The organism is Ochrobactrum sp. MYb379, assembly GCF_037479515.1.
Lineage (GTDB): Bacteria > Pseudomonadota > Alphaproteobacteria > Rhizobiales > Rhizobiaceae > Brucella.
Genome location: NZ_JBBGYW010000007.1, coordinates 144,186 through 165,458 on the forward strand (window position 1 = coordinate 144,186; position 21,273 = coordinate 165,458).

The window sequence follows — 21,273 nt, forward strand, 5'->3', positions numbered from 1 at the left end:
ATGTAGTTGGCTTTTTATCTAGTCGTACGTAGGTGGTTTACTCTGATATTCTGTCGATTACATTAAACAGCGCTGCCATTGCCCAATGGAAAAACTTTATAATATCAATTATGCTTTCAAATTATAGCTAGCGCCGCGTAATATTGACAGAATTTTCCGCGGTTGGTGCGGTTGATGACTATGCGCAAGCCGCCCGCAATCGTTAATGTGCATACATCTGCCGGTCTTTGTAACGGAATTAGTAATATTCTGACGGCCTTTATGAACAAAACGCAGCTGATCATTGGTGCCGGAATTCAGACACGTGAAATGCTGCTGATGGAGCCTGTTGCAATCAAGCCGACAATACCGCCTTTGCTATAGAAGCGTTTATCAGCAGACAGACGCACATCCTTATATGGCACAAAAGACAAAAGGCGGAGCCGAGAGGCTTCGCCTTTTTGAATATAACCGGGTTGGCGGATCTTAGTTCTGGAAGCTTGAAGGCGATGCGTCACCAAAGCGATGAGCGGAGCCATCCATGACCGAAACCTTGCCGATCGAAGCAGTTGCAGTGCGGTCAATCTGCTGAGCAGCAACTGGTGTACGGTCATTTGCATAGAGATCAGCAGGGGTGCCAACATTTGGGTTTTCAGCGAAAGCAGCGCCAGCGCTCAGAACAACAGCAACAGTAACAAGAACAAACTTTTTCATTTTCAATCTCCTTGGTTTGTGTGAAGCGGCGATGTGCTCGTCGTTTCGATGGCCAAGATATAGGCATTTCAATTGGCTGCGCATAGCCAGTGTTTGGTTCACGCATTGTATCTCAATTGGTATACAATCAACCATATAAACCAGACGATCGTTCTATAAGAAGCTGTTTATTCAAAAATATGTGAACAATTTTTGAAAAGAGCACGATGCAAACATAACCGATTGTCACTGAACTTTCGTAAATCTGACGTCCGACTGTTAAGTTGAGGACGCATAGGCATCCGCGCCTCAGTAAAGGAGTGCGCAGTAATGCCTCAATCAATTGAACTCACGAACATCGGAAAATCCTTTGGCGGAAATGATGTCCTCAAAGGCATCGACCTTTCCATTCGTCCGGGCGAGTTCATTTCTCTCGTCGGTATGTCCGGGTGCGGTAAGTCGACCCTTTTACGTATCATCGCTGGTCTTGAAGCTTCCGATAACGGCACCGTGTCCATCGGCGATCAGGATGTTACCGACATCGACCCAAGCGACCGCAATCTTGCAATGGTCTTTCAGTCCTATGCCCTTTATCCGCATATGAATGTGCGCCAGAATATCGCAACGCCGCTCAGAATGCGAAAGCTGAGCCTTTCGGCTCGCCTCCCTTTGTTCGGCCGCTTATTTTCATCAGTCAAGACCCTTGCAGAAATTGACGCCGAAGTTGTTCGGGCCGCTGATACATTGCAGATTGGCCATCTGCTTGACCGCAAACCGGCGCAGCTTTCAGGCGGACAGCGGCAGCGTGTAGCACTCGCCCGTGCTTTGGTGCGTTCGCCGGCAGCATTTTTGATGGATGAGCCGCTTTCCAATTTGGATGCAAAGCTCCGCGCCCATATGCGCGAAGAGCTTGCACGTCTGCATCGCCGCTTGGGTGCCACCTTTGTTTACGTAACTCACGATCAAATTGAAGCGATGACCATGTCCGACCGCATCGCATTGATGTCGGAAGGCAGGATTGAGCAGCTTGGTACACCGGATGAACTTTATAGCCGTCCGGCCACACTAACCGTCGCCCGTTTTATCGGCTCGCCATCAATTAATCTGCTGCCTGTGGAGATCGACGCGCAAGGCAATGTGACTTTCATAGGCGAAGCGCTAGGCATTGCGGTCGCATCAGGTCAAGCAGGGCCAGCCATGCTGGGTTTGCGTGCGGAAGATTTACATGTTGCCAAAAATGGCATGGCGGCACATGTCGTGCGGAGTGAAACGCATGGTGCAGATCGTTTTGTTACGTGTCGTCTTGCGAAAGATAACAATATTGAACTGACTTTACGCCAGCGCGCTGGAGACACTCTCGGTGCTGATGCGGACGGTTTGTTGCATATCGGGTTCGCACCTGATCGTATTCATTTGTTCGGCGAAAACGGTCTGCGTATTGAGCGCACGCGTGAGCGGGTGCTGGCATGACGGCTGCAGATTTTACAACCGACAGTGTGGTGGCATCACGGCCACGGCAGTCGAAAGCTACAAGACGCCTTATCATACGTGGTCTGATGTTTGCAGCACCGGCAGTGCTTCTGCTACTTGCAACCTATATCATTCCGATGATCGTTCTGGCCGGATTTTCGGTAACTGACTACCAACTTGGGGCGCTCTCCACCCGCTTTATCGGGGTAGATAACTTTATCAACGCGTTCAGTGATCCCGTTTTTATGCGAGCTCTGCGTAACACGGTGATCTATGCACTCATCGTTATTCCGTTTGGCGTGTTTCTGGCACTCGGTGTCGCGTTGCTTGTTTATAGCCGTAAGCGCAGCCGTGGTTTTTGGGAAGTCGCCTATTTTCTGCCTGTGACTGCAACGCTGGTCGCCATGGCAACGGTTTGGCAGTTCTTACTCCATCCATCCATCGGGCCAATCAATGCCGTTATCAAGTGGTTTGGCTTTGAGCCGATTGCATTTCTATCCAACCCTGCCCTGTTGATCCCCACCATGGCGCTGATTGGCATCTGGCAGGTGCTGGGTTTCAATATGGTGTTGTTTCTCGCTGGTCTAACAGCGATCTCGAAAGATCTTCATGAAGCCGCTCGCCTTGATGGCGCGAAGAACCCGATTGATCGCTTTTTCACCGTGACATGGCCGATGCTTGGGCCAACTACCATGTTCGTGGTGGTAACCACATCTATTTCGGCGTTCAAGGTCTTTGAAACGGTCGCGGTGTTAACCAAAGGCCGTTTTGGTTCGGAGACATTGCTTTTCGATCTGTATCTTGAAGGCTTTGAATATTCCAACACCGGTTATGCCGCGGCCCTGACTCTGATTTTCCTTGCGATTGTTCTGGTGCTTTCAATTGGCCAGACGCTCCATCTCGACAAGAAAGTGCACTACTAATGGCCGCACTTCGCAAATATATCCCGCATCTTGTTCTGGCTCTCGGTGCATGTGTGATGCTGCTGCCATTCTACTGGATGGTACTGACATCAATCCGCTCTCCAGCCGAAGTTTTCAACGTGTCCCTCTGGCCCATTCCGGAAAAATTCGACGCGGTTGAGAATTACACCCGGGCAGCCGGACAAGTGCCAATGCTGCGCTTTATGCTCAATGGCGTGATTGTCTGTTTCGGCATTCTGTTCGTGCAGGTCTTGACTGCCGTTCCCGCTGCCTACGCGCTTGCAAAACTGCGTTTCCCCGGTCGCAAGATCATGCTCGCTTTGGTAATCGCTGCTCTTTGCGTTCCTATTCAGGCTTTGGCGCTCCCGCTTTTTGTTGGCCTCGCCAAGGCGCAATTGCTGAACACCTATTTTGCAATGATGGCGCCTTTCTTCCTCTCGGTGTTCGCGATCTTTCTGTTTCACCAGTCATTCCGCAGTTATCCCGATGAGATCATCGAAGCGGCTCGCATGGACGGCTTTTCTGAAATGGAAATCTGTTGGGGCATCGTCCTTCGCGGATCGCTCCCATCGCTTGCGGCTTTTTCGGTGTTCTCATTGGTTGCCCACTGGAACGATCTTTATTGGCCGATGGTGGTTGTTTCCGACACAAATCTCGCACCGCCTCCACTTGGGATGCTGTTCTTCGCCGATATTGAATCTGGCGCCAACTACGGTGCGCTTATGGCGGGCGCCACCATAATCACCGCACCAATGGTTGTTTGCTTCCTCCTTGCACGCAAACATTTCATCGCGGGTATCACCATGACCGGGGTGAAATAATCCCGGTCGGCCTCTCTCCTCCATCCTCCTCCCAACAATCCTCTGGAGACTATGATGACTATCAGCCGACGCACTGTCTTAAACGGCATGTTTATGGGCCTCGCAGCCGTTTCGCTCATTACGCCGAATGTAGCCGCTGCTGCCGATGTAACGCTCAACGTGCTTTACAATCTGCCGGGCTTCACGAAGTTCCATCAGCCGCTGGCCGATGAATTTATGAAGAACAATCCGGATATCAAGATTAACTTTCTTGCGCCCGCAGTTGGCTACAATGAAGGTCAGCAGCAGGTCTTGCGCGCAGCTGTAACGGGCAATCTGCCGGATGTGTATTTCTCCGGCTACAACCTCACGGGTGAGCTGGTACATACACTTGCACCGCGCAACCAGATTACCGATCTTGCGCCGTTCATTGAAGCAGAAGGTGGTCAGGCTTTCCTTGACAAGAATTACAGCCCGAAAATGGCAGCTCTTGGTCAGGTTGACGGCAAGCAGTATGGCCTTCCTGTCAATGCATCGTCCCCGATCATTTATATCAATGCCGATCTCGTGACAAAGGCTGGTGGTGATCCTGAAAACATGCCGAAGACATTTGCAGGTCTCATTGAACTGGCAAATAAAATTCATGCGCTTGACCCGAAGATCGCCGGCATGGGCTATGACATCAATGGCTGGCCGGATGATTGGCTCTGGCAGTCGTTGGTATTCCAGCAGGGCGGCAAACTGGTTGATGAAGAAACCAAGAAGGTCGCTTTCGATAATGAGATCGGTCTGAATGCGCTGAAACTCACCCGTCAATTCGTCACTGAAGGCGGCCAAAACCTGCTTGATTGGGATCAGTCACGCCAGCAGTTTGGTGCAGGCCTTACCGGCTTCATCTTCTCAACGCCTGCGCATGTTCAGACTATCGAAGGCCTCGTTGGCGATCGCTTCAAACTTGTAACGTCCACGTTTCCGCTCGATAATGCCGAAAAAGGTGGTGTTCCAACCGGCGGCAATTCGGCTGTTATCCTGACACAAGATAAGGAAAAGCAGGATGCTGCTTGGAAATATCTCAAGTGGATCACAGGTCCTGAAGCACAGAATGTGATTGTGCGCATTACCGGCTATCTGCCAACCAACAAGCTCGCAACAGGTGAAGACTATCTTGCGCCATATTATGCCGAGCATCCAAATGTTAAAACTGCTTCGCTACAGGCTAATCGTTCGTTGCCATGGGCTGGCTATCCGGGCGGCGATTCCGTTCGTATCTGGCGCACCCAGCGCGACGTCATTGGCGCAGTGATGCGTGGTGAAGTGTCACCAGAAGACGGCCTTAAGCAGCTCGTTGAACAGACAAACGCGCTAATGAAATAAGACCTCCGCTTTATCGAAAAGGCTGCGAAATCGCTATTCTGGTTATTCGCAGCCTTCTTGATTGGCTGAAAGATGCATTATGAAAATCATCCAACTTACCGACACGCATTTGATGCCGTCAGGCATCGTGGTCAATGGCGTGGATCCCGAAACGCAGCTGCGTGTCGCAATAGCCGATATTATCGAAAAACATAGCGACGCTGATCTGCTGACGATTACTGGCGATCTTTGCAATTATGGCGATCCGGAAGCATATGAATTGCTACGCGATATTCTGGCTCCCGTTCCATTCCAAGTTCGCATGATGCTCGGCAACCACGACCGCCGACCAGAATTCATAGCTGCTTTTCCGGACCATCCCCGCGATGAGAACGGCTATATTCAGTCGTACATCGACACCCGTTTTGGCCGACTGCTGTTCCTTGACAGTCATCAGGCTGGGATCATTGGCGGTATTTACGATGAAGATCGCCTCACGTGGCTTGATACAGCTCTGAGTGGCGCAGGCGAATTTCCTGCGACCGTGTTCATTCATCATCCACCGTTCGATGCGGGTATTGCTCATTTCGATAATATCGGGATGCATGACGATGGTGCAATTATGCAGCGCCTTCATGCTCATAAGGCGGGCATTCGCCACATTATCTTTGGTCATATTCATGTTCCGTTATCGGGGACCACTGCACACGGCATTGCTTATAGTTCGGGACAGGCTTGTTCACATCGATTCATAACGGAGCTGGATAGCCCAAATCCTTGGTGGACGGGCGGGTTGCCTTGCTATCGCGTCATAAAGCTCGATGAACATGGATTACGCGCTTATAGCTTTGAGGTCGGGCAGGAAGCCACAAGTCAGGCCGAGATCTGCGCTGGCCCGTAATTTCATATTATCATGTTGACCGCGTTTGCTCAGATTGAGCAAATAGGCGACAGGCATAGCGAATTAGTGTTTGTCGCCATCATGGTCATTCTGCCAGTGTAGCTTCTCGCGCATCTGCAGCCTACGCTTCACCGCGTGTAATAAATATGCGGGCGTCCGGTATCGGCTTGTATTTCTACTCGAGCATCAACGCAAAAAACATTCTTAAGAATGTCCTGCGTTATAACCTCTTGCGGGCTGCCTGATGCAACTATCTTCCCGGCCTGCATAACAATCAGCTCGTCACAGAACATAGCTGCATGATTGAGATCATGCAGTGCTATGACGCTTGTGATTGGCAGGCCAGAAACCAGCCTTAGCAAGCTCATCTGATGCTGAATATCCAGATGGTTGGTTGGCTCATCAAGGATCAATTCCTTTGGTGCCTGACATAGTGCTCTTGCAATATGTGCGCGTTGCTTTTCACCACCTGAAAGGCTTTGCCAGCTTTCATTACGCTTGGCTCTCATACCTGTGCGCTCGATTGCCTCCTCCACCGCTGCTTCATCAGCAGTGCGCCAGCCTGAAAACATTGATCTGTGGGGAAAACGACCAAGCCTGATGACATCAATGACTTTAAGATTGGCGTTGGTCGTTGCATGCTGTTCAATGAATGCAACACGTTGAGCGATTGTTCGGCGGGCAATCGATCGAAGATTTTTGCCATCAAGAAGAACCTGACCGGAATCCGGCTTTCGCAATCCGGCAACTAACCTCAGTAGCGATGTCTTACCAGAACCGTTTGGTCCAAGAAGCCCGAGCATTTTTCCAGGCGTGGCTTCAAAAGACACATCATCCAAAATGGTTCTCTTACCAATTTTCCAGCATAGATTTTCTACCTTAATCGTCATGATGTACGCTGAAACCGATAGAGGATAATGGAAAAGACCGGAACGCCAACAAGAGCGGTTACGACCCCGATTGGCAGCGTCTGCTGAGGAATAAGCGCACGCGAGGTTATGTCAGCCAGAACCATAAAAATAGCGCCAATTACCGCGCAGGCTGGTAACAACCTTATGTGTAATGGGCCAACGATGAACCGGGCTGCATGCGGCACTACCAGACCGACAAAACCGATAGACCCAACCATGCTAACGATTGTAGCCGTCATCATTGCGGTCAGCGCAAACAGTACAAGGCGTGTGCGGCCCACATTAACACCCAACGAAGATGCCGCTTCATCGCCAAAAGCAAAAGCATCAAGAACACGCGAATAAAACAAGCATGCGATCAGGCCAAAGCCAATGACAACAGAGACCAGTATAAATTCTGGCCATCGCACACCGCCAAAACTACCAAGCAGCCAAAACATTACATCGCGCGCTTGCTGTGCATTGCCCGATGTCGTGACGATGTAAGATGTTGTGGCATTGAAAAGTTGTGAAGCAGCTACACCCGCGAGGATCGTGCGATCGGCACCCGCACGCGTTCCATTTGAAAGAAGTGCAACAAAGAAAAAGGCTGCAAACGCGCCAACGAACGCACCTGCTGACAGCGAGACTGCGCCTGCACCAATACCGAGAATGACGATAGCCACTGCACCTGTCGAAGCACCTGCTGAGATGCCTAACACGTAGGGTTCTGCCAGAGGGTTTCGTAGCAGCGACTGCATGATTGCACCCGAGAGTGCGAGACCCGCGCCACAAAATGCTGCCACAAGCGCGCGACTGAGACGGTAATCCCAGATCACCGTCTCATGAATACGGTTAAGATCAATATGTGTCCATCCTAAGCGATTGGTGATGGCTGCAAAGGTTGTCGAGAGGGGTATTGGTAAATCACCAATACCCACACTGATCCCGATGACCAATCCAATCGTTGCAATGGAGAGCAAAATTACCGTGCTATATGCACCCCATTGCCTCAAAGAATGGCTTTCAATAATCACTTGAGAATACCAAGTTCTTTCAATTGAGCCGCAACTTGCTCGGCACCATAAATTGTACGAATGGTAGGGTTCATTGCCTGTCCGTCCATCACGACAATTGCCTTGTTCTTGACTGCAGGCATTTGGCTAACTGCTGGATCTGTATTCAAAAACTGAATTTTCGCTTCTGGCTTGTCGAGTTCCCAGCGATTACGATCAAGATTGGCGACCACGATCACGTCTGGATTAGCTGCGATAATGCTTTCCCAACCCAGGGTTGGCCATTCTGCTTCTGCCTTAATTGCATTTTCACCACCAAGAACATCTGCGATAAATGTAGACGCGCCATTGCCGCCGCCCAAATACGCATCTGCAGAAGGTGATTGGCTAGAGAACCAGAAGACATAAGAAAGCTTCTTTTCATCGGCTGGCACAGTTGCCCGTAGTGCTGCTTCGCGTGCTTTGAAATCAGCTATCACTGCCTGACCGCGATCCGCCACGTCGAAAATCTGCGAAAGCTCATCAATCTCTTGGTAGAGAAGATCCATATTCCAGAGTTTGTCGCGGCTGCCATATTCATCCTTAACCTGTTCAGTACTCAGGCAAGTGCTCGGCGAAAGATAAGTTGGAACGCCAACCTTATCGAAGTCCTCACGCTTAGCGACTTTACTGCTCGGCCCGATCAAGCTTGGCAAGGCGGCAGCAACAAAATCAGGATTTTCAGCGAGAATAGATTCAAACGTCGGAAATTCGACAGTCAGAAGTTTGACTTTCGCATTCGCAGTTTCAAGTTGCGGGAGCACCTTACTCGGCCAGAATGCAGTACCAGCCATTTTCTCTTCAAGCCCCAGAAGCAGCATGATTTCCGCGCTGTTCTGTCCAAGGCCAACGGCACGCTCCGGAGCTTTCGGGATCGTAATCTTCACGCCACAGTTTTCAATGGTGAGCGGATATTGTGTCGGTGCTGCGAATGCTGGCGCTATTTGGAAGGCCAAAGAAGCGGCTAAAGTAGAAGTAATTAGGAATGATTTGAACGTGATCACGATTATGGGCGCCTAGGTTGGAAACCAAACATTTCAGTGATCGCTGATATAGTCTGAATGCTGCCGCTATAACAAGAGTTGTGTAGTCATATTTGATGAGATTATTGATTCTCCATATGGATTTGATAGGGTCTTTCGCCTTTTGGTTCGAAATAGAAGCGATAGTCCAGAGTTCCCAGTGGATCATGCTTCCGGAACATGAAATCATTAAAATTAGTCGGATTCCAAGCTTGAGAAGTGTTTTCTGATTTTCGACAGAGTATTAAAGTCATGGGAGTTATCAAAATTATTTTTTTTAAAGTCTTTGGGAGAAAAATCAAAAATTGATCTAAATCTTTTACTAAAAATAGCTGTGTCGCTACATCCAAATCGCCAAGCGATATTTTTAAGAGATATTTTCTGTCCACTATTTGATTTAGCCATCTCATTCCAAGCCAATTTTAGGCGTCTCTCCCAGATAACCTGGCCGACTCCACCATCTTTCTCAAATATTCTATAAATATGAGAGCGTGACATATTAAAATTATTATAAAGAAAATCTGGTGTTAAGTTATGGTTTGCAATATTCTTGTCGATAAAATCAATGATTGTCTGTCTCTCGATGTTATGTAAATTGACTACGTTGTCAAATTTTCTACTGAGAATTTTAGCTATATATTCAAGTATGTCGGCTTCGAATTCGTGGGGGTCGTCGAATGCATTCTCTTCTGTTATTTTTAAGGCAGAGACTACCGTACTCGTTAATAGAATACCAAGTGAGGTTTCGCCCTTTATGACAGCGCCATTGAGTGCTCTAGGGTCAATTATTCGTGATATTAATTCTCGGTCAAAAGCTATAGATATCGTACTTCCATCGCTTACCATAATATTAAATGGCGCACTGTAGTCGAATATAATAATGTCGCCTTTATTCAGATTTATCGTATTTCCGTTGCAATCCCCTGAACAGTCTCCTTTTGTTATTATCTGTAGAAGTATTTGATTTATGCCGCCAAAATTTATTAATTTATTCGTTCTCAAGCATGTGTGTTGTTGGTAATTTGATCGACCGATAAGAGACCTTCCTAGGAAGTTTGTCTCGACGTGCCCATCAATTTCCATGCCACCACCTACGCGATTGGCATCATATAGCGGGCTAATGATTTGCCGCCAATTATGCCTATCGTTTGATGGACTGTTGTCGCCAACTTCATCCGAATTATTCTCATTATAGCGTTTCATTTGCTGACCCCCAAGTTATAAATCTCCGATAAATCCGCGAATGCCGATTAGAATATCGTGTAAATTAGAAAAATTAATGCAACTATATTCAGACGAATGTGCTGATAAATGATTTACTTCATTTTTTACTTTAATGATAAAATATATAATGAATTTTATTTAGCATATGCAAATTCGCTAATGATATGTAATACGCAAAGATTGCCTCCATTTCATAACTTAATATTACGATATATTTAAAATTAATTATTTCAAGTTTTTGATGGTCAAAAATTGGGTTCTGATTTTGTATTTATAGGTGAATATCTCGGCTTGAGCGCTTGGTGGGTATTTTTTCCAAAAATCCATCTATAATGATGGCTCAATTCTTTTCATTGTAATCTTTGCAAGTGGCAGGTTTGGCGCTTCATTGAACGATTAATAGAAAACGGGATGGCAAATTCCACACTATGATGGTGATGAGGCCGCTACCTAATCGGTTGTTCCTGTCCATCCTAATGGTCAGAATATGGTTGTCTCAGTTTGCCAGCCCGAGCCAGAGCCTCCGGCATATGGCGTCTTGCATCAATCTTTGCGAGTGGGCTTTTGTACTTAAAAGCCAAGAACTGCCGCATTTCATCACGCGGCAGGCTTTCATGTATGTTCTTTCTTTTAACGCGTCGCCTGATAGTTCAGGTTTTGCGACATATATACCGGATTAGCCCGCCGCATTCCGCGCTCGATCAGTACGGGTTTAATGCAAAGATGGCGTTAGCAATATTGGAGCGGGGTGGTATTTCAGGTGTGTTGCCTAAGTCCTGAGTCAAAAGTACCGCCACATCAGTAATGCCAAGGTCATCCAGTTGATCTGGTGTGCCAAACCCGTATTCCATATGACCACGACCGATGATGCCTAGGACAAGCGCATCGGGCTTTTCATCAAGATAGTTCGCGATGTTGCAGGCGAATGCACGATCCCATGTTTGTTGGGCACGTACAAACCTATCAAACTCGGGAGCATCGGCCGACTTCCCCTGCATTGCTGGCGGTCCGCCGTTGGTAAGGCGCAAAAGATGCTCCCGATGGGCCAGGCTTGCAGCGCGTGCGGGTGTTAGTCCGTCGCGGTCCTCTTCGGCAATCTCTTCCCAGCCCTCTTTTCCAACACGTGTTACGAGGTCACGGCGACAATTTAATGCCAGCATCTTGATATGGAATTCGCGACAGAAGTTAAAAATTGGCCAGTAAAGGTCTGCTGCAAAGCCCCATACTTTGCCCCATTCAGCGCGCTCCAGAAATTGATCTGCATTCAACTGTCCAGCAACCCATTCATCAAGAACCGGCTGAAGTCGTCTTGGGAACATTTCAAAGCCAATGGCAAGATTATCTCGGTAAGCGAGGAGCGAAGCAGAAATATTTACCTGCCAGCGGTGAATATCATATCGGTCATGCAGTTCGCCCAATAGAACAACACGCTTCTGTGACATCTCCTGCATAAGCGATTGATGCGTTCTGATCTCGCCTGAATTTGGATCGAACCATTGTCCCGCTCGCAGCGTTTCATGAGCTGAATTCATAGGAACGCCTCCTTTTTTCCGGAAATGATCAGGCCTGTTTCCTCGCCGGCTGCATTGAGCGCATAAAATTGATGCTCGTCAGCGTTCTCGAGCTCCCGCCATGATGCAACATGACCAGCTTTGAGATGCAGATGAAAATCTGGCTTCATGACATTGATGAAGCCGCGTGATGGGCGCACGTCCGGCATCTCGCCACTCCACTCTTGTTTGAAAGCGGGAAGATCAAGCGATATCCGTACTTCGGCCTTATTGCGCTGCGCAGCTACAAATGGCTTCAAACCGGGCTCATCATCGCTAATCTCCAGCGCTTCACCAGCGCCACGATCTTTGTTAGCTGGTTCAAGCACAGTAAAAGTGAAGCTCTCCAGAGCTTTGTCAAATGGCGCAGCGCCGTCGAAGCCAATCACACTGCCAATAATCGTTTCGTCTGATGCTATGAGATCAATACGAGGATAAACCTTTTCCTGCATCACACTACTACGGTCCGCAATAAGTGAAGTGATTGCTGAGAGGTCAATACTCGAATGATGTTCGGCACCAGAAAAATGAATCCAACCCTCCCGAACCTCAACGTGCTCTACCACGCCGATACGTTCATGCGTTGCACCACCGCTTTTGGAGTTAATCATGAGTTTGCCCATTAAGGGTAGTGTACTCAGAATGTCTGCCGCATCAGCCAAAAGCTTTATTCGGATTGGTTGGTCGCTCATAGTTTCCTCATGCAGTTTGTGGAATGGTGTTATTAGGGCGTATGTCAGCTACGCCCGACGTTTCAAGATCGATTATACGGTCGATTTTAATGCTACCTGGCTGACGATGAGTCAGAATGACGATTGTTGTATCGGGCAGGTCCCGTCGCAAGAGATTAAGCAGCATTGTTTCGGACGCCTTATCCAGCGCACTTGTTGCTTCATCAAGAAACAACCAGTCAGGCTTCACGAGCAGCGCGCGGGCAAGTGCAAATCGTTGCATTTCTCCACCGGAAAGAGTTCCGAGTGCAACCTGTTTTTCTCGTAACTGTTGACGCAAAATATCAGGCAGTCCAACATTTGTCAGTGCTCGCGGGATTTCGTCATGATCAAATTGATCTGCTGCGAGCGGGTAGGATACCGCCTCGCTTAACTTTACATTCGGCATATATGGCTTTTGTGAAAGCACAAGCATGGTGGTATCTGGTCGGTGGAGTGTTCCGCTCGCAAAGTTCCATGCACCGGCGATAAGTCTTAGTAATGTTGTTTTGCCGAGGCCCGATCGACCGCGCAGCCAAACTGTTTCACCGAGCTTGATTTCGAGATTTGAAATCTCAATAAGGTTTCGTCCATCGGGCGTATTCAATACAATGTCACGCAAATGCAGCGGTGCATCTGACGGCTGAGAAATGGATGTGTGCGTCGGTGGCTGAATGCGCCGCGTGGCATTTATAAATCCGGATAAGCGCGAAACCGCCGATACGAGTTCCGCCAATGTCTTGTAGTTGAAAATAAACCACGAGAGATTAGTGGACACATGCGTAAATGCCTGACCGAGTTGCATCAGTCCGCCAAATGTCACAGTACCTGCAAAATATGCTGGTAGCCCTAGAAAGGTAGGAATTCTGAATATGCTGTGACGATAGGGAAAGGTAAATATGCCGAGTTGCACCTGACGAAAAACCAGTCGGAACCAATTCTCACGAACTTTGGCAAACTTGTCTGAAAGTATTCTTTTTTCCTGATTTTCGCCGTTCAATATGGCAATATCACCCGCATGCTGACGAATATGCGCCATCGCAAAGCGGAAATCTGCTTCCTTCTTCTGTTGCTCAACAAATGTGGCTTTCAGCCGCCGTCCGAACAGGTGCGTCACGAACGAAGAGATAAACACGTAAACAAACGCAGCCCACAGCATATAGCGCGGTATCGTAAACTCTATTCCCGCGAGGCTAAAATTCAGCGCATAAGTTGAGAGGCCCCAAAGCACTACAATGTAGGAAAATAGAGCTATAATATTTGTGATAAGCCCTATTCCCTCTTCTAATGTGTGTTTGACAAAGAGGTCGCAGTCTTCAGCAATACGCTGATCAGGATTGTCCGGCACAGGGTCGCTGTGACCTATGGAAAGATGCCAATAGGCCTTATTCGACATCCAGAAGGTTATGGCCGTCTCGGTGAGTCTTTGGCGCCAGCGGATATTGAGGGCGCCTTGCAAATACTGCCCTGTGAGCGTGAGACAGGTATTGATCAGCACGATTAAACCAAAAATGCCGATCTGGCTAATGGTGACCGAAATATTGCGCTGCTCCAGCGCATTATAAAAATCTGCTGTCCACCTGATAAGCCACAGACCCATGTAGATGCCCACAAGGTGTAGAGCGAAGATAACAGCGAGCAGCGATAAATTCAGAACGGTGCCTGATCCCGAATTGCAATATTTGAGTAACTGCCAAAATTGTTTAAGTACCGTAAGCATTAACAACCCACACAGACATGATAAAGCCGGAGGGGATTTTTAATCTCCTCCGGCATGTTGATCATCGAAGACGTTTAGAAACGCATTGTTGCGCCGATTTTAAAGGAGCGGCCTGGTGCGATCTGCATTTCCAGTGGGTTCACGTTCGCTACCGAAGAAGAGTCCGGAGTATTGGCGTAACCGGTGAGTGTATTCGGGAAATAGCGCTTGTCGAAAATGTTCTCGACCCCGAAGTTCACGTCGATATGTTTGGTCGGCTTCCACTTGGCATAAGCATCAAATACCGAGTAGTTTGAAGGCTTGAAAGCATTCTCATCCGCGCGGCGCTTCACTCCAGATGCAAAAGTGCCGACAAATTCTGTTTCAAGATTCCAATCCGGGATGATGTATCGTAGCCCCAGAACTGTCGTTAGTGGAACAGCGCCATCAAACGGGGTCTTTTCCGAGCCTGCATCGACACGCTGGTCGCCGCGCATGTAAGACAGTGCAGCGTTGGCAAAGAGGTTATTATAGACCTCATACTCACCAGCGAACTCAATTCCCCAGACCTTTACGCTCTCAACGTTATCAGATGTATATTTATCCGCTGTACCCGGAACCCGCTGTAAGCTGCGGATAAAGTCCTTGTAATCGGAATAGAATGCAGAGGCACTGAAATATCCGCGATCATACTCACCACGCAAACCGGCTTCATAGCTGCGGACAAACTCAGGCTTGAGGTTTGGATTTGGAATAACTTCCACCATGCCCGTTGCACCGATTGACGATGAAGAAATAAAGAGTTGCTGGGCAGTTGGCATCTTGAAGCCTTCGCCGTATGAAGCGAAAAGCGAATAAGTGTCGTCCAGTTTATAGATGCCGCCAAGGCGCTTGATCAGGCGGGTCTTGTCCATTTTCTCAGGCTCAAAGCCGTCTAGCGGAACGTAATCGTCATCGCTGGTCGGATCGATGGAATAAGTAGCAAGGCGCAAACCCGGCGTAAGGGTCAAGCGATCGTCCAGCAGCTTGATTTCATCTTGTACATAAAAATCTGCGCGAACCGTGTCCACCTTAGGGAAATTAAACCCTTGTCGCAAAGCAACTGTGGTGATGCCGGTATTCAGATTTGTTGTAATGTTTTTGCCATCATAGTTGCTCTTGGTGATGTCACCTGCAAAACCATAAATGAGTTTATGGCTTGTCTGGCCAATATCAAATGACGATGTCAACTGTACATCGGCCTGCAAGAAGTCTTCGCTGTAATTGCGAATTTGAATGCGATCCTCACGCCGCGGCGTTGCATAACGCGAGTAGTTACGAATTTGGTTGCTCGTGGTATCTCGCTTTTGCGGCGAATAGGAAATATTCCACTTCACTTCATCCAGCCAAGAAGCGCCGACTGTCCAGCGGTGGTCCAGCGCAAAGCGCGCCCGCTGCATTTTCAAAGATCGATCCCAACTCTCATTTTCATAATAAAAGCTGGGTATGTTCAGATAGGCCGGATTGGCGGCGCCGGAATCATATTTCTGATCGACATCCGTGTTGCGTTCAAACCACTCCCCGGTCAGTTTGAATTCATGATCAGCCGATGGGTTCCACTGAAGCTTCATGAGTCCGTTATAAGAGTCCGTGTCCATAGGGAATGCTTTGTTGCATGGCCATATAGACTCGCGTGGGCAGCCCCATATGCCGCCATCAGCACGTGCCTTGCGCATATCTGGTTCAGATGCATTGATGTGTCCGAAGCTACCCAAAACCTTGAAATCGCCTGCTTCTGCGGCACCGGTAATTTGTTTGCGAAATGATTTGTCAAAACTGTCATAACTAAACTTTGTTTCGACAGCCCACGGTTTGGTGCCATCCAGCAAGTCGTCCGGATCCATCGTTCTGAAGAACACAACGCCACCCAAGGCATCGGCACCCCAGGGCACTGAATTTGGGCCGCGTGTTATTTCAACCGATTTCATGTTGAAGGGGTCTACGAAATCGCGACTGCCATCAGTAATGCGTTCCTGAACGCGTGCGCCATCAACGAGAATTTGCACCCGATTTCCGCCAACGCCACGAATGTTGAAGCTATTAAGCTGACCAAAAGGATTGGTAAGCGAAGTTTGACGATCGACGCTCACACCCGGTTCATAACGCACCAGATCTTGAATATCGCGGACTTGGTGTCGATCAAGCGTGTCGCGATCAATCACGCTGATCGACATTGGTACATCAAGCAGGTTTTTGGCTGCACGCTCTGCCGAGAGAGTGATTGTCTGTAGCCGGATAGTTTCTGGGCTTTCGTCGTCTTTTTTCTGGGTCTGCTGCTGCTTTTGCGTTTCAGGTGCTATTTGAGCATGGGCATCGGTATAAGCCAGTAGAGTGGCAGAGGCAGAAAGAGCTACCAGCAATTTACGATTGACAGATATTTTGAAGACTGAAGGCCGCAGCATTTGATATTCCCCAAATAAGCGTTGCGCGTTTGCTGGCTTGCCTAAGGGACTTGCTGGCTAAAGTTGAGTGATTGGCTCAATATATCATTTTGTTTTCCGTTCAACTGTGGCTTGTGGTGTTTCCACCGTGCTGTCTCGGTTTCGAACAATGTAGATGCTTTTTAGCAACACCCGTTAAAAAGGGAGCGAATGTGATAGTTGGGTGAGGTAATTGGTGAAGTGGCCAAATAGTGGCTTTTTCTGCAAATTTTACAGATTGGCGCTAATTTGAATACGTCTCGCAATTTGTAGAAAACCAAACTGGCTTCTATTCTTGCCTATTGTGGTCATGTTTTATATGAGCAATGATAAGGTTTATTGATAATGTCGCTTGTTTACGGATTGTAACTTCTAATGGACGCCAAGTCTGACGAGATAGATACTCTTTACAGGGCTGAGCGTCAGCGTCTTGAGCGTATGGTCATTCGAAAAATAGGCGCACCGAACGCATCCGATGTTGTTCAGGATGTGTTTGCTCGTCTTTGGGGTAAGACCAGAGAGCATATCATTCTGACGCCTGCATATCTTAGCCGGTGTGTACGCAATGCGGCAATCGACTTGATACGGGTTGAAAACCGACACAAAAAACTGCCAGAAATGTTGACGGAAGAGCAATATGCTGCACCTGTCGCAACGCCTGAGCAGATTGTCATTGCGATCAACGATGTTCGCCAGATAGATAAGGCAATCCGTTCACTTCCCGAGCGTGTCAGACATATATTCCTTCTCAATCGAATTCATGGCTGTTCCTATGACGAAATCGCTGAAGCGCTCAATATTTCGTACAGCACGGTAGAACGAGATATGGCAAAGGCCATTCTTGCCTGTCGACAAGCTGCCGAATAAAAGGCTGAGGGGTAGAGTGCTGGATAATCGTTATATCGGAGAGGCCCTATGCGGAGCGCTGCCTCATACGCGTGAGATACTTGGTGATCATGGAAGAGCATAACGCTGACATATCTGATCAAGCTCAAGCTGAAAAAGAGGCTATAGCTTGGTTTACGCGTATGAATGGTAAGCCGTCGCGTTCCGATAAACAGAATTTCTTGGCGTGGCAGAAGCTTAATCCAGAGAATGAAGCCGCTTTTCGCGCAATCAGTGCTTTTTGGTCATCCAGTATTGCGCCCGGCGCGGAAATTGCCCGCGAAGAAGCATCGTCGCTGGCCGGCCCTCTCAGTCGTATTAAAGATATACGCAAACGCAGAAAGTCGGGCAACAAAGGCGTTGCAGGGATGCTAGTCCTGCTGTTTGCACTTGGAAGTGGCTGGATATGGTTGGAAAAGCCCAATCTCTGGCAAGACTTCAATGCAGATTACGTATCTGCACGCGGTGAAACGCGCCAGGTTCGGCTGGATGACGGCTCGTTGGTCTTACTTGATGCTGATACTGCTATCGACGTTCGCCTTGACGATCACGCCCGTCAGGTGAAATTGTTGCGCGGAACGGCCTATTTTGAGGTCACACCTTCCAGTGTGCCGTTCATCGTCGAGGCAGAAAATGGACGCTCGCGCGTTCTTGGCACTGCCTTTGACGTCGCTCTCAATGAAGCTGGTGTCGAAGTGACACTTGAACATGGCAGCTTGCGCGTAGAAGTGATCAATTCGTCGGATCAGGTCGTTCTTAAGCCCGGTGAAGCTGTCGGATATAGCGATAAAGGGCTATCCACACCGCATGATGTTGACATAGGTGATGCGCTTTCTTGGCATGAGGGACGATTTGTATTCAACGATGCGACACTGAAGGATGTATTGCAAAAGATTGAGCGTTATCGTCATGGCCGTATAATCGTCATGGGGTCAGCCTTGGGTGCGCGACGCATCAGCGGTAGTTTTTCGCTCAAAGATACGGATGCAGCTTTGTCGTCGTTGCAAACCTCAGTCGGTTTCAACATGCGCAAATTGAGCGAACGCCTTGTCGTCATTGGGCCATGATGATCGATTTCATAAATAGGATAAAATAATTCATCTTTTTATGAGGGTGGCTTGTCATCCCGACCGTTAAGTCCATTGAGAGGGGCGCGAAATCAATGCGCCCGCACCAGAATGGATACGGGAAAGGCATAATCATGAATATCAGCGCCGGGACACGCAGATTTGCGTTGCTGCTTGCGACAACAGTTCTGTCAGTGGCAACTGATGCTTCAGTGTTTCTCACGAACGCATATGCTCAGGCGGCTGCTGAAAAAGTTCATGACTTCAATATTCAGTCGAAATCTGTTCGCCAGACACTGAATGATATTGGCCGTATTTCCGGGGTAGCCGTGGTTTTCAATGAGACAGCCTTAGCGTCCAAGGTTGCCAAAACAGTCCGTGGATCAATGTCCACGTCTCAGGCAATCGCTACAGCTTTGGCCGGAACTGGCTTAAACTGGCGATTTACAAATGCGAATACAGTTACAATCGTTGACCCAGCGTCTACATCATCGGGCGTAGTTAGTGCGCCTGATGGTACGACTGTTCTGAACACCATTACAGTCGTCGGACAGGGATCAGTTACGGAAGGCTCCGGCTCTTACACAACGGGCGAAATGTCGACGGCGACGGGGCTAAACCTCTCAATTCGAGAAACGCCGCAGTCAGTCAGTGTGGTGACAAATGCGCGGATACGGGACGCGGGTATGGTCACGGTTGAAGATGCCTTAGCGAATACGACAGGCATCACCGTTGGCGCAACGGGTGGCGAGCGAAGCAATTATTTTGCGCGCGGATTTCAGGTCGACAATATCATGGTCGATGGCCTTACCATTAGCCAGGATTCAGACGTTGTCGGCTCTTCAACACTTGCAATGTATGATCGGGTTGAGGTTGTACGAGGGGCCACAGGTCTGCTTGAGGGAGCGGGAAACCCATCGGCATCTATTAATCTGGTTCGGAAGCGCCCGACAGCAGAGCGACAGATCATCGTGACGGGAACAGCGGGTAGCTGGAATAACTACATGGGGACGCTTGATGCCGGTGGTTCCTTAAATGCTGAAGGCACACTCCGCGGGCGTATGGTCACATCGCTGCAGGATTCGGATACATTCACGCAGGATTACGAACGACAGCGTCAGCTATACTACGGGATCCTTGAAGCTGATCTGACTGAAGATACGATGCTGACATTGGGCGGTTATTATAACCGTGAGAAAAGCCCGGGTGCGGATTGGAATGGCTTACCAACCCGTCCTGATGGCAGTTTTTACGACTTTGATCGCTCTGTTCGTTCAAGCCCATCATGGACCTACTGGAACAAGGCGAACACCAATGTCTTCGGTGAAATTAAGCATGAGCTCGACAATGATTGGGTGATTAAACTCAAAGGAAGCTATCTTGACGCTAAGATGGATATGCTTGGCGCTTCACTGTATCGCCTAGATCCCGCCAGTGACGAATTGCAATACAATATTGGCAAATACGATTATCATCACAAGCAGACTGCTTTTGATGTAAATGCTCAAGGTTCATTTGACTTGCTTGGCCGCACTCATGAACTGTCGTTGGGTGGTAACTACAGGCGTAATATCAACGATGATGGCCCTGGTGGCTGGCCATCCGAGTTTCCATATCAATTTGATCCGTTCAATTGGCAGCAATCAGTTGACGTTCCTATGCCCGATTTCAATTATATGTGGGAGCGACAGTCTAAAGAAGTTAACTATGGTCTTTATGGAACAGCCAAATTTAATGTGACTGATCCTCTTAACGTGTTTGTTGGGGGGCGACTGAGCTGGTACGAAACGAATACTTTTTTCCGTAGCGGCACTTATACAGAATCCACAGCGTTTGAGGCTGAACATAGGTTCACACCTTATGTTGCTGCAACCTATGATCTGAACGATATATTCACGGTCTATGGCAGCGTAACCTCTATCTTTAAACCGCAGAATTATACGGGAACAAATGGTTCGTTGCTTAATCCCGTGACCGGCACGAATTATGAGGCAGGTATCAAAGGTGAATTTCTTGGTGGTAGACTTAATGCGAGCTTAGCTGCATTTCAGATCGACCAGAAAAACTTGCCGGATCAGCTGCCGCCCTGTGACGGAGGCATTGAGTGTTACTCTGCGGCTGGGAAGGTTCGTAGTCGCGGATTTGAGGCTGAAGTTTCTGGTCTGATCACAGAGGACTGGCGCATCTTTGCTGGTTACACCTACATCAACGCAAAATATCTTGAAGATTCAACGGGTGGTAAAGCGGGTGACCGATATGGGAGAGACAAACCGCAGCATCTGCTCACGCTTTCAACGGTTTACACGCTCCCCGAAGATTTCAACCGTTGGCGTGTGGGGGCGTCTGGTCGCTTTCAAAGTTCAATCGAAGGTAACGTAAATGGCTATGTGAACGCAAAGCAGGATGCCTATGGTCTTCTAGATTTGGTGGTTGCTTACAGCCCGACGGAAAATAGCGATTTCAGGCTTAACGTGTATAATGTGTTTGATAAGTATTATTACAAAAGCGTTGGCTATACGGATAATGCCAATCTGATCGGAGCACCGCGAAGCTTCACCATAACTGGAACCTATAAATTCTAGAGTTTGCTGGG

General features: G+C 48.5%; 18 protein-coding genes. 9 read left to right on the forward strand and 9 right to left on the reverse strand.

Annotated elements, in window-relative coordinates; genetic code table 11:
• The first annotated feature begins 174 nt into the window (after nt 1-174).
• Nucleotides 175-363: a hypothetical protein gene (locus WH356_RS15435; protein WP_339512307.1), complete on the forward strand. Its 189-nt coding sequence runs from the start codon at nt 175-177 to the stop codon at nt 361-363.
• Nucleotides 364-465: 102 nt separating this feature from the next.
• Here WH356_RS15435 and WH356_RS15440 read toward each other — a convergent pair whose 3' ends face one another.
• The gene (locus tag WH356_RS15440; protein WP_339512308.1) at nt 466-693 is read right to left on the reverse strand and encodes a hypothetical protein; all 228 of its coding nucleotides are present in this window, start codon (nt 691-693) and stop codon (nt 466-468) included.
• 309 nt (nt 694-1,002) lie between these two features.
• Between WH356_RS15440 and WH356_RS15445 the strand changes: the two genes are divergently transcribed.
• The 5 genes from WH356_RS15445 to WH356_RS15465 all read left to right on the forward strand — a co-directional run bounded on the left by WH356_RS15445 (nt 1,003) and on the right by WH356_RS15465 (nt 6,119).
• Nucleotides 1,003-2,142: an ABC transporter ATP-binding protein gene (locus WH356_RS15445; RefSeq protein WP_339512310.1), complete on the forward strand. Its 1,140-nt coding sequence runs from the start codon at nt 1,003-1,005 to the stop codon at nt 2,140-2,142.
• Entirely contained in the window at nt 2,139-3,065 is a 927-nt protein-coding gene (locus tag WH356_RS15450; protein ID WP_339512312.1) for a carbohydrate ABC transporter permease, read from the forward strand. Before WH356_RS15445 ends, WH356_RS15450 begins: the two co-directional genes overlap by 4 nt.
• Entirely contained in the window at nt 3,065-3,886 is an 822-nt protein-coding gene (locus WH356_RS15455; RefSeq protein WP_339512314.1) for a carbohydrate ABC transporter permease, read from the forward strand. Before WH356_RS15450 ends, WH356_RS15455 begins: the two co-directional genes overlap by 1 nt.
• A 54-nt stretch (nt 3,887-3,940) precedes the next feature.
• A complete protein-coding gene (locus tag WH356_RS15460) occupies nt 3,941-5,239 on the forward strand; it encodes an ABC transporter substrate-binding protein (RefSeq protein WP_339512316.1) in 1,299 nt (432 codons plus the stop codon).
• Between the two features lie 79 nt (nt 5,240-5,318).
• Nucleotides 5,319-6,119, forward strand: a complete 801-nt coding sequence (locus WH356_RS15465) for a phosphodiesterase (RefSeq protein ID WP_339512318.1) — start codon at nt 5,319-5,321, stop codon at nt 6,117-6,119.
• A gap of 128 nt (nt 6,120-6,247) precedes the next feature.
• Here the strand turns inward: WH356_RS15465 and WH356_RS15470 are convergent, their stop codons facing one another.
• The 8 genes from WH356_RS15470 to WH356_RS15505 form a co-directional block, all read right to left on the reverse strand.
• Nucleotides 6,248-7,009: an ABC transporter ATP-binding protein gene (locus WH356_RS15470; RefSeq protein WP_339512320.1), complete on the reverse strand. Its 762-nt coding sequence runs from the start codon at nt 7,007-7,009 to the stop codon at nt 6,248-6,250.
• Nucleotides 7,006-8,025, reverse strand: a complete 1,020-nt coding sequence (locus tag WH356_RS15475; protein WP_421565695.1) for a FecCD family ABC transporter permease — start codon at nt 8,023-8,025, stop codon at nt 7,006-7,008. Before WH356_RS15475 ends, WH356_RS15470 begins: the two co-directional genes overlap by 4 nt.
• 17 nt (nt 8,026-8,042) lie before the next feature.
• A complete protein-coding gene (locus WH356_RS15480; RefSeq protein ID WP_421565694.1) occupies nt 8,043-9,044 on the reverse strand; it encodes an ABC transporter substrate-binding protein in 1,002 nt (333 codons plus the stop codon).
• Between the two features lie 237 nt (nt 9,045-9,281).
• Nucleotides 9,282-10,289: an AraC-like ligand-binding domain-containing protein gene (locus WH356_RS15485; protein WP_339512322.1), complete on the reverse strand. Its 1,008-nt coding sequence runs from the start codon at nt 10,287-10,289 to the stop codon at nt 9,282-9,284.
• 722 nt (nt 10,290-11,011) lie between these two features.
• A complete protein-coding gene (locus WH356_RS15490; protein WP_339512324.1) occupies nt 11,012-11,842 on the reverse strand; it encodes a ChaN family lipoprotein in 831 nt (276 codons plus the stop codon).
• Complete coding sequence (locus WH356_RS15495) at nt 11,839-12,552, reverse strand: hypothetical protein (protein ID WP_339512326.1); 714 nt, start codon at nt 12,550-12,552, stop codon at nt 11,839-11,841. The genes WH356_RS15490 and WH356_RS15495 overlap by 4 nt, the downstream gene beginning before the upstream one ends.
• A gap of 7 nt (nt 12,553-12,559) precedes the next feature.
• On the reverse strand, nt 12,560-14,290 hold the full coding sequence (locus tag WH356_RS15500) for an ABC transporter ATP-binding protein/permease (protein ID WP_339512328.1): 1,731 nt from the start codon (nt 14,288-14,290) through the stop codon (nt 12,560-12,562).
• 74 nt (nt 14,291-14,364) lie between these two features.
• The gene (locus tag WH356_RS15505) at nt 14,365-16,710 is read right to left on the reverse strand and encodes a TonB-dependent hemoglobin/transferrin/lactoferrin family receptor (RefSeq protein ID WP_339512330.1); all 2,346 of its coding nucleotides are present in this window, start codon (nt 16,708-16,710) and stop codon (nt 14,365-14,367) included.
• A gap of 393 nt (nt 16,711-17,103) precedes the next feature.
• On the opposite strand from WH356_RS15505, the gene WH356_RS15510 reads away from it, so the two are divergent.
• The 3 genes from WH356_RS15510 (at nt 17,104) to WH356_RS15520 (ending at nt 21,262) form a co-directional block, all read left to right on the forward strand.
• Entirely contained in the window at nt 17,104-17,595 is a 492-nt protein-coding gene (locus tag WH356_RS15510) for an RNA polymerase sigma factor (RefSeq protein WP_339512332.1), read from the forward strand.
• Between the two features lie 89 nt (nt 17,596-17,684).
• Nucleotides 17,685-18,680: a FecR family protein gene (locus tag WH356_RS15515; RefSeq protein WP_339512334.1), complete on the forward strand. Its 996-nt coding sequence runs from the start codon at nt 17,685-17,687 to the stop codon at nt 18,678-18,680.
• Between the two features lie 134 nt (nt 18,681-18,814).
• A complete protein-coding gene (locus tag WH356_RS15520) occupies nt 18,815-21,262 on the forward strand; it encodes a TonB-dependent siderophore receptor (protein WP_339512336.1) in 2,448 nt (815 codons plus the stop codon).
• The last annotated feature ends 11 nt before the right edge of the window (nt 21,263-21,273 follow it).

What these genes read in the sequence shown, in the direction of transcription:
- WH356_RS15435 (WP_339512307.1), top strand. Translation starts at nt 175, where the DNA reads ATGACTATGCGCAAGCCGCCCGCAATCGTTAATGTGCATACATCTGCC.
- WH356_RS15440 (WP_339512308.1), bottom strand. Translation starts at nt 693, where the DNA reads ATGAAAAAGTTTGTTCTTGTTACTGTTGCTGTTGTTCTGAGCGCTGGC.
- WH356_RS15445 (WP_339512310.1), top strand. Translation starts at nt 1,003, where the DNA reads ATGCCTCAATCAATTGAACTCACGAACATCGGAAAATCCTTTGGCGGA.
- WH356_RS15450 (WP_339512312.1), top strand. Translation starts at nt 2,139, where the DNA reads ATGACGGCTGCAGATTTTACAACCGACAGTGTGGTGGCATCACGGCCA.
- WH356_RS15455 (WP_339512314.1), top strand. Translation starts at nt 3,065, where the DNA reads ATGGCCGCACTTCGCAAATATATCCCGCATCTTGTTCTGGCTCTCGGT.
- WH356_RS15460 (WP_339512316.1), top strand. Translation starts at nt 3,941, where the DNA reads ATGACTATCAGCCGACGCACTGTCTTAAACGGCATGTTTATGGGCCTC.
- WH356_RS15465 (WP_339512318.1), top strand. Translation starts at nt 5,319, where the DNA reads ATGAAAATCATCCAACTTACCGACACGCATTTGATGCCGTCAGGCATC.
- WH356_RS15470 (WP_339512320.1), bottom strand. Translation starts at nt 7,009, where the DNA reads ATGACGATTAAGGTAGAAAATCTATGCTGGAAAATTGGTAAGAGAACC.
- WH356_RS15485 (WP_339512322.1), bottom strand. Translation starts at nt 10,289, where the DNA reads ATGAAACGCTATAATGAGAATAATTCGGATGAAGTTGGCGACAACAGT.
- WH356_RS15490 (WP_339512324.1), bottom strand. Translation starts at nt 11,842, where the DNA reads ATGAATTCAGCTCATGAAACGCTGCGAGCGGGACAATGGTTCGATCCA.
- WH356_RS15495 (WP_339512326.1), bottom strand. Translation starts at nt 12,552, where the DNA reads ATGAGCGACCAACCAATCCGAATAAAGCTTTTGGCTGATGCGGCAGAC.
- WH356_RS15500 (WP_339512328.1), bottom strand. Translation starts at nt 14,290, where the DNA reads ATGCTTACGGTACTTAAACAATTTTGGCAGTTACTCAAATATTGCAAT.
- WH356_RS15505 (WP_339512330.1), bottom strand. Translation starts at nt 16,710, where the DNA reads ATGCTGCGGCCTTCAGTCTTCAAAATATCTGTCAATCGTAAATTGCTG.
- WH356_RS15510 (WP_339512332.1), top strand. Translation starts at nt 17,104, where the DNA reads ATGGACGCCAAGTCTGACGAGATAGATACTCTTTACAGGGCTGAGCGT.
- WH356_RS15515 (WP_339512334.1), top strand. Translation starts at nt 17,685, where the DNA reads ATGGAAGAGCATAACGCTGACATATCTGATCAAGCTCAAGCTGAAAAA.
- WH356_RS15520 (WP_339512336.1), top strand. Translation starts at nt 18,815, where the DNA reads ATGAATATCAGCGCCGGGACACGCAGATTTGCGTTGCTGCTTGCGACA.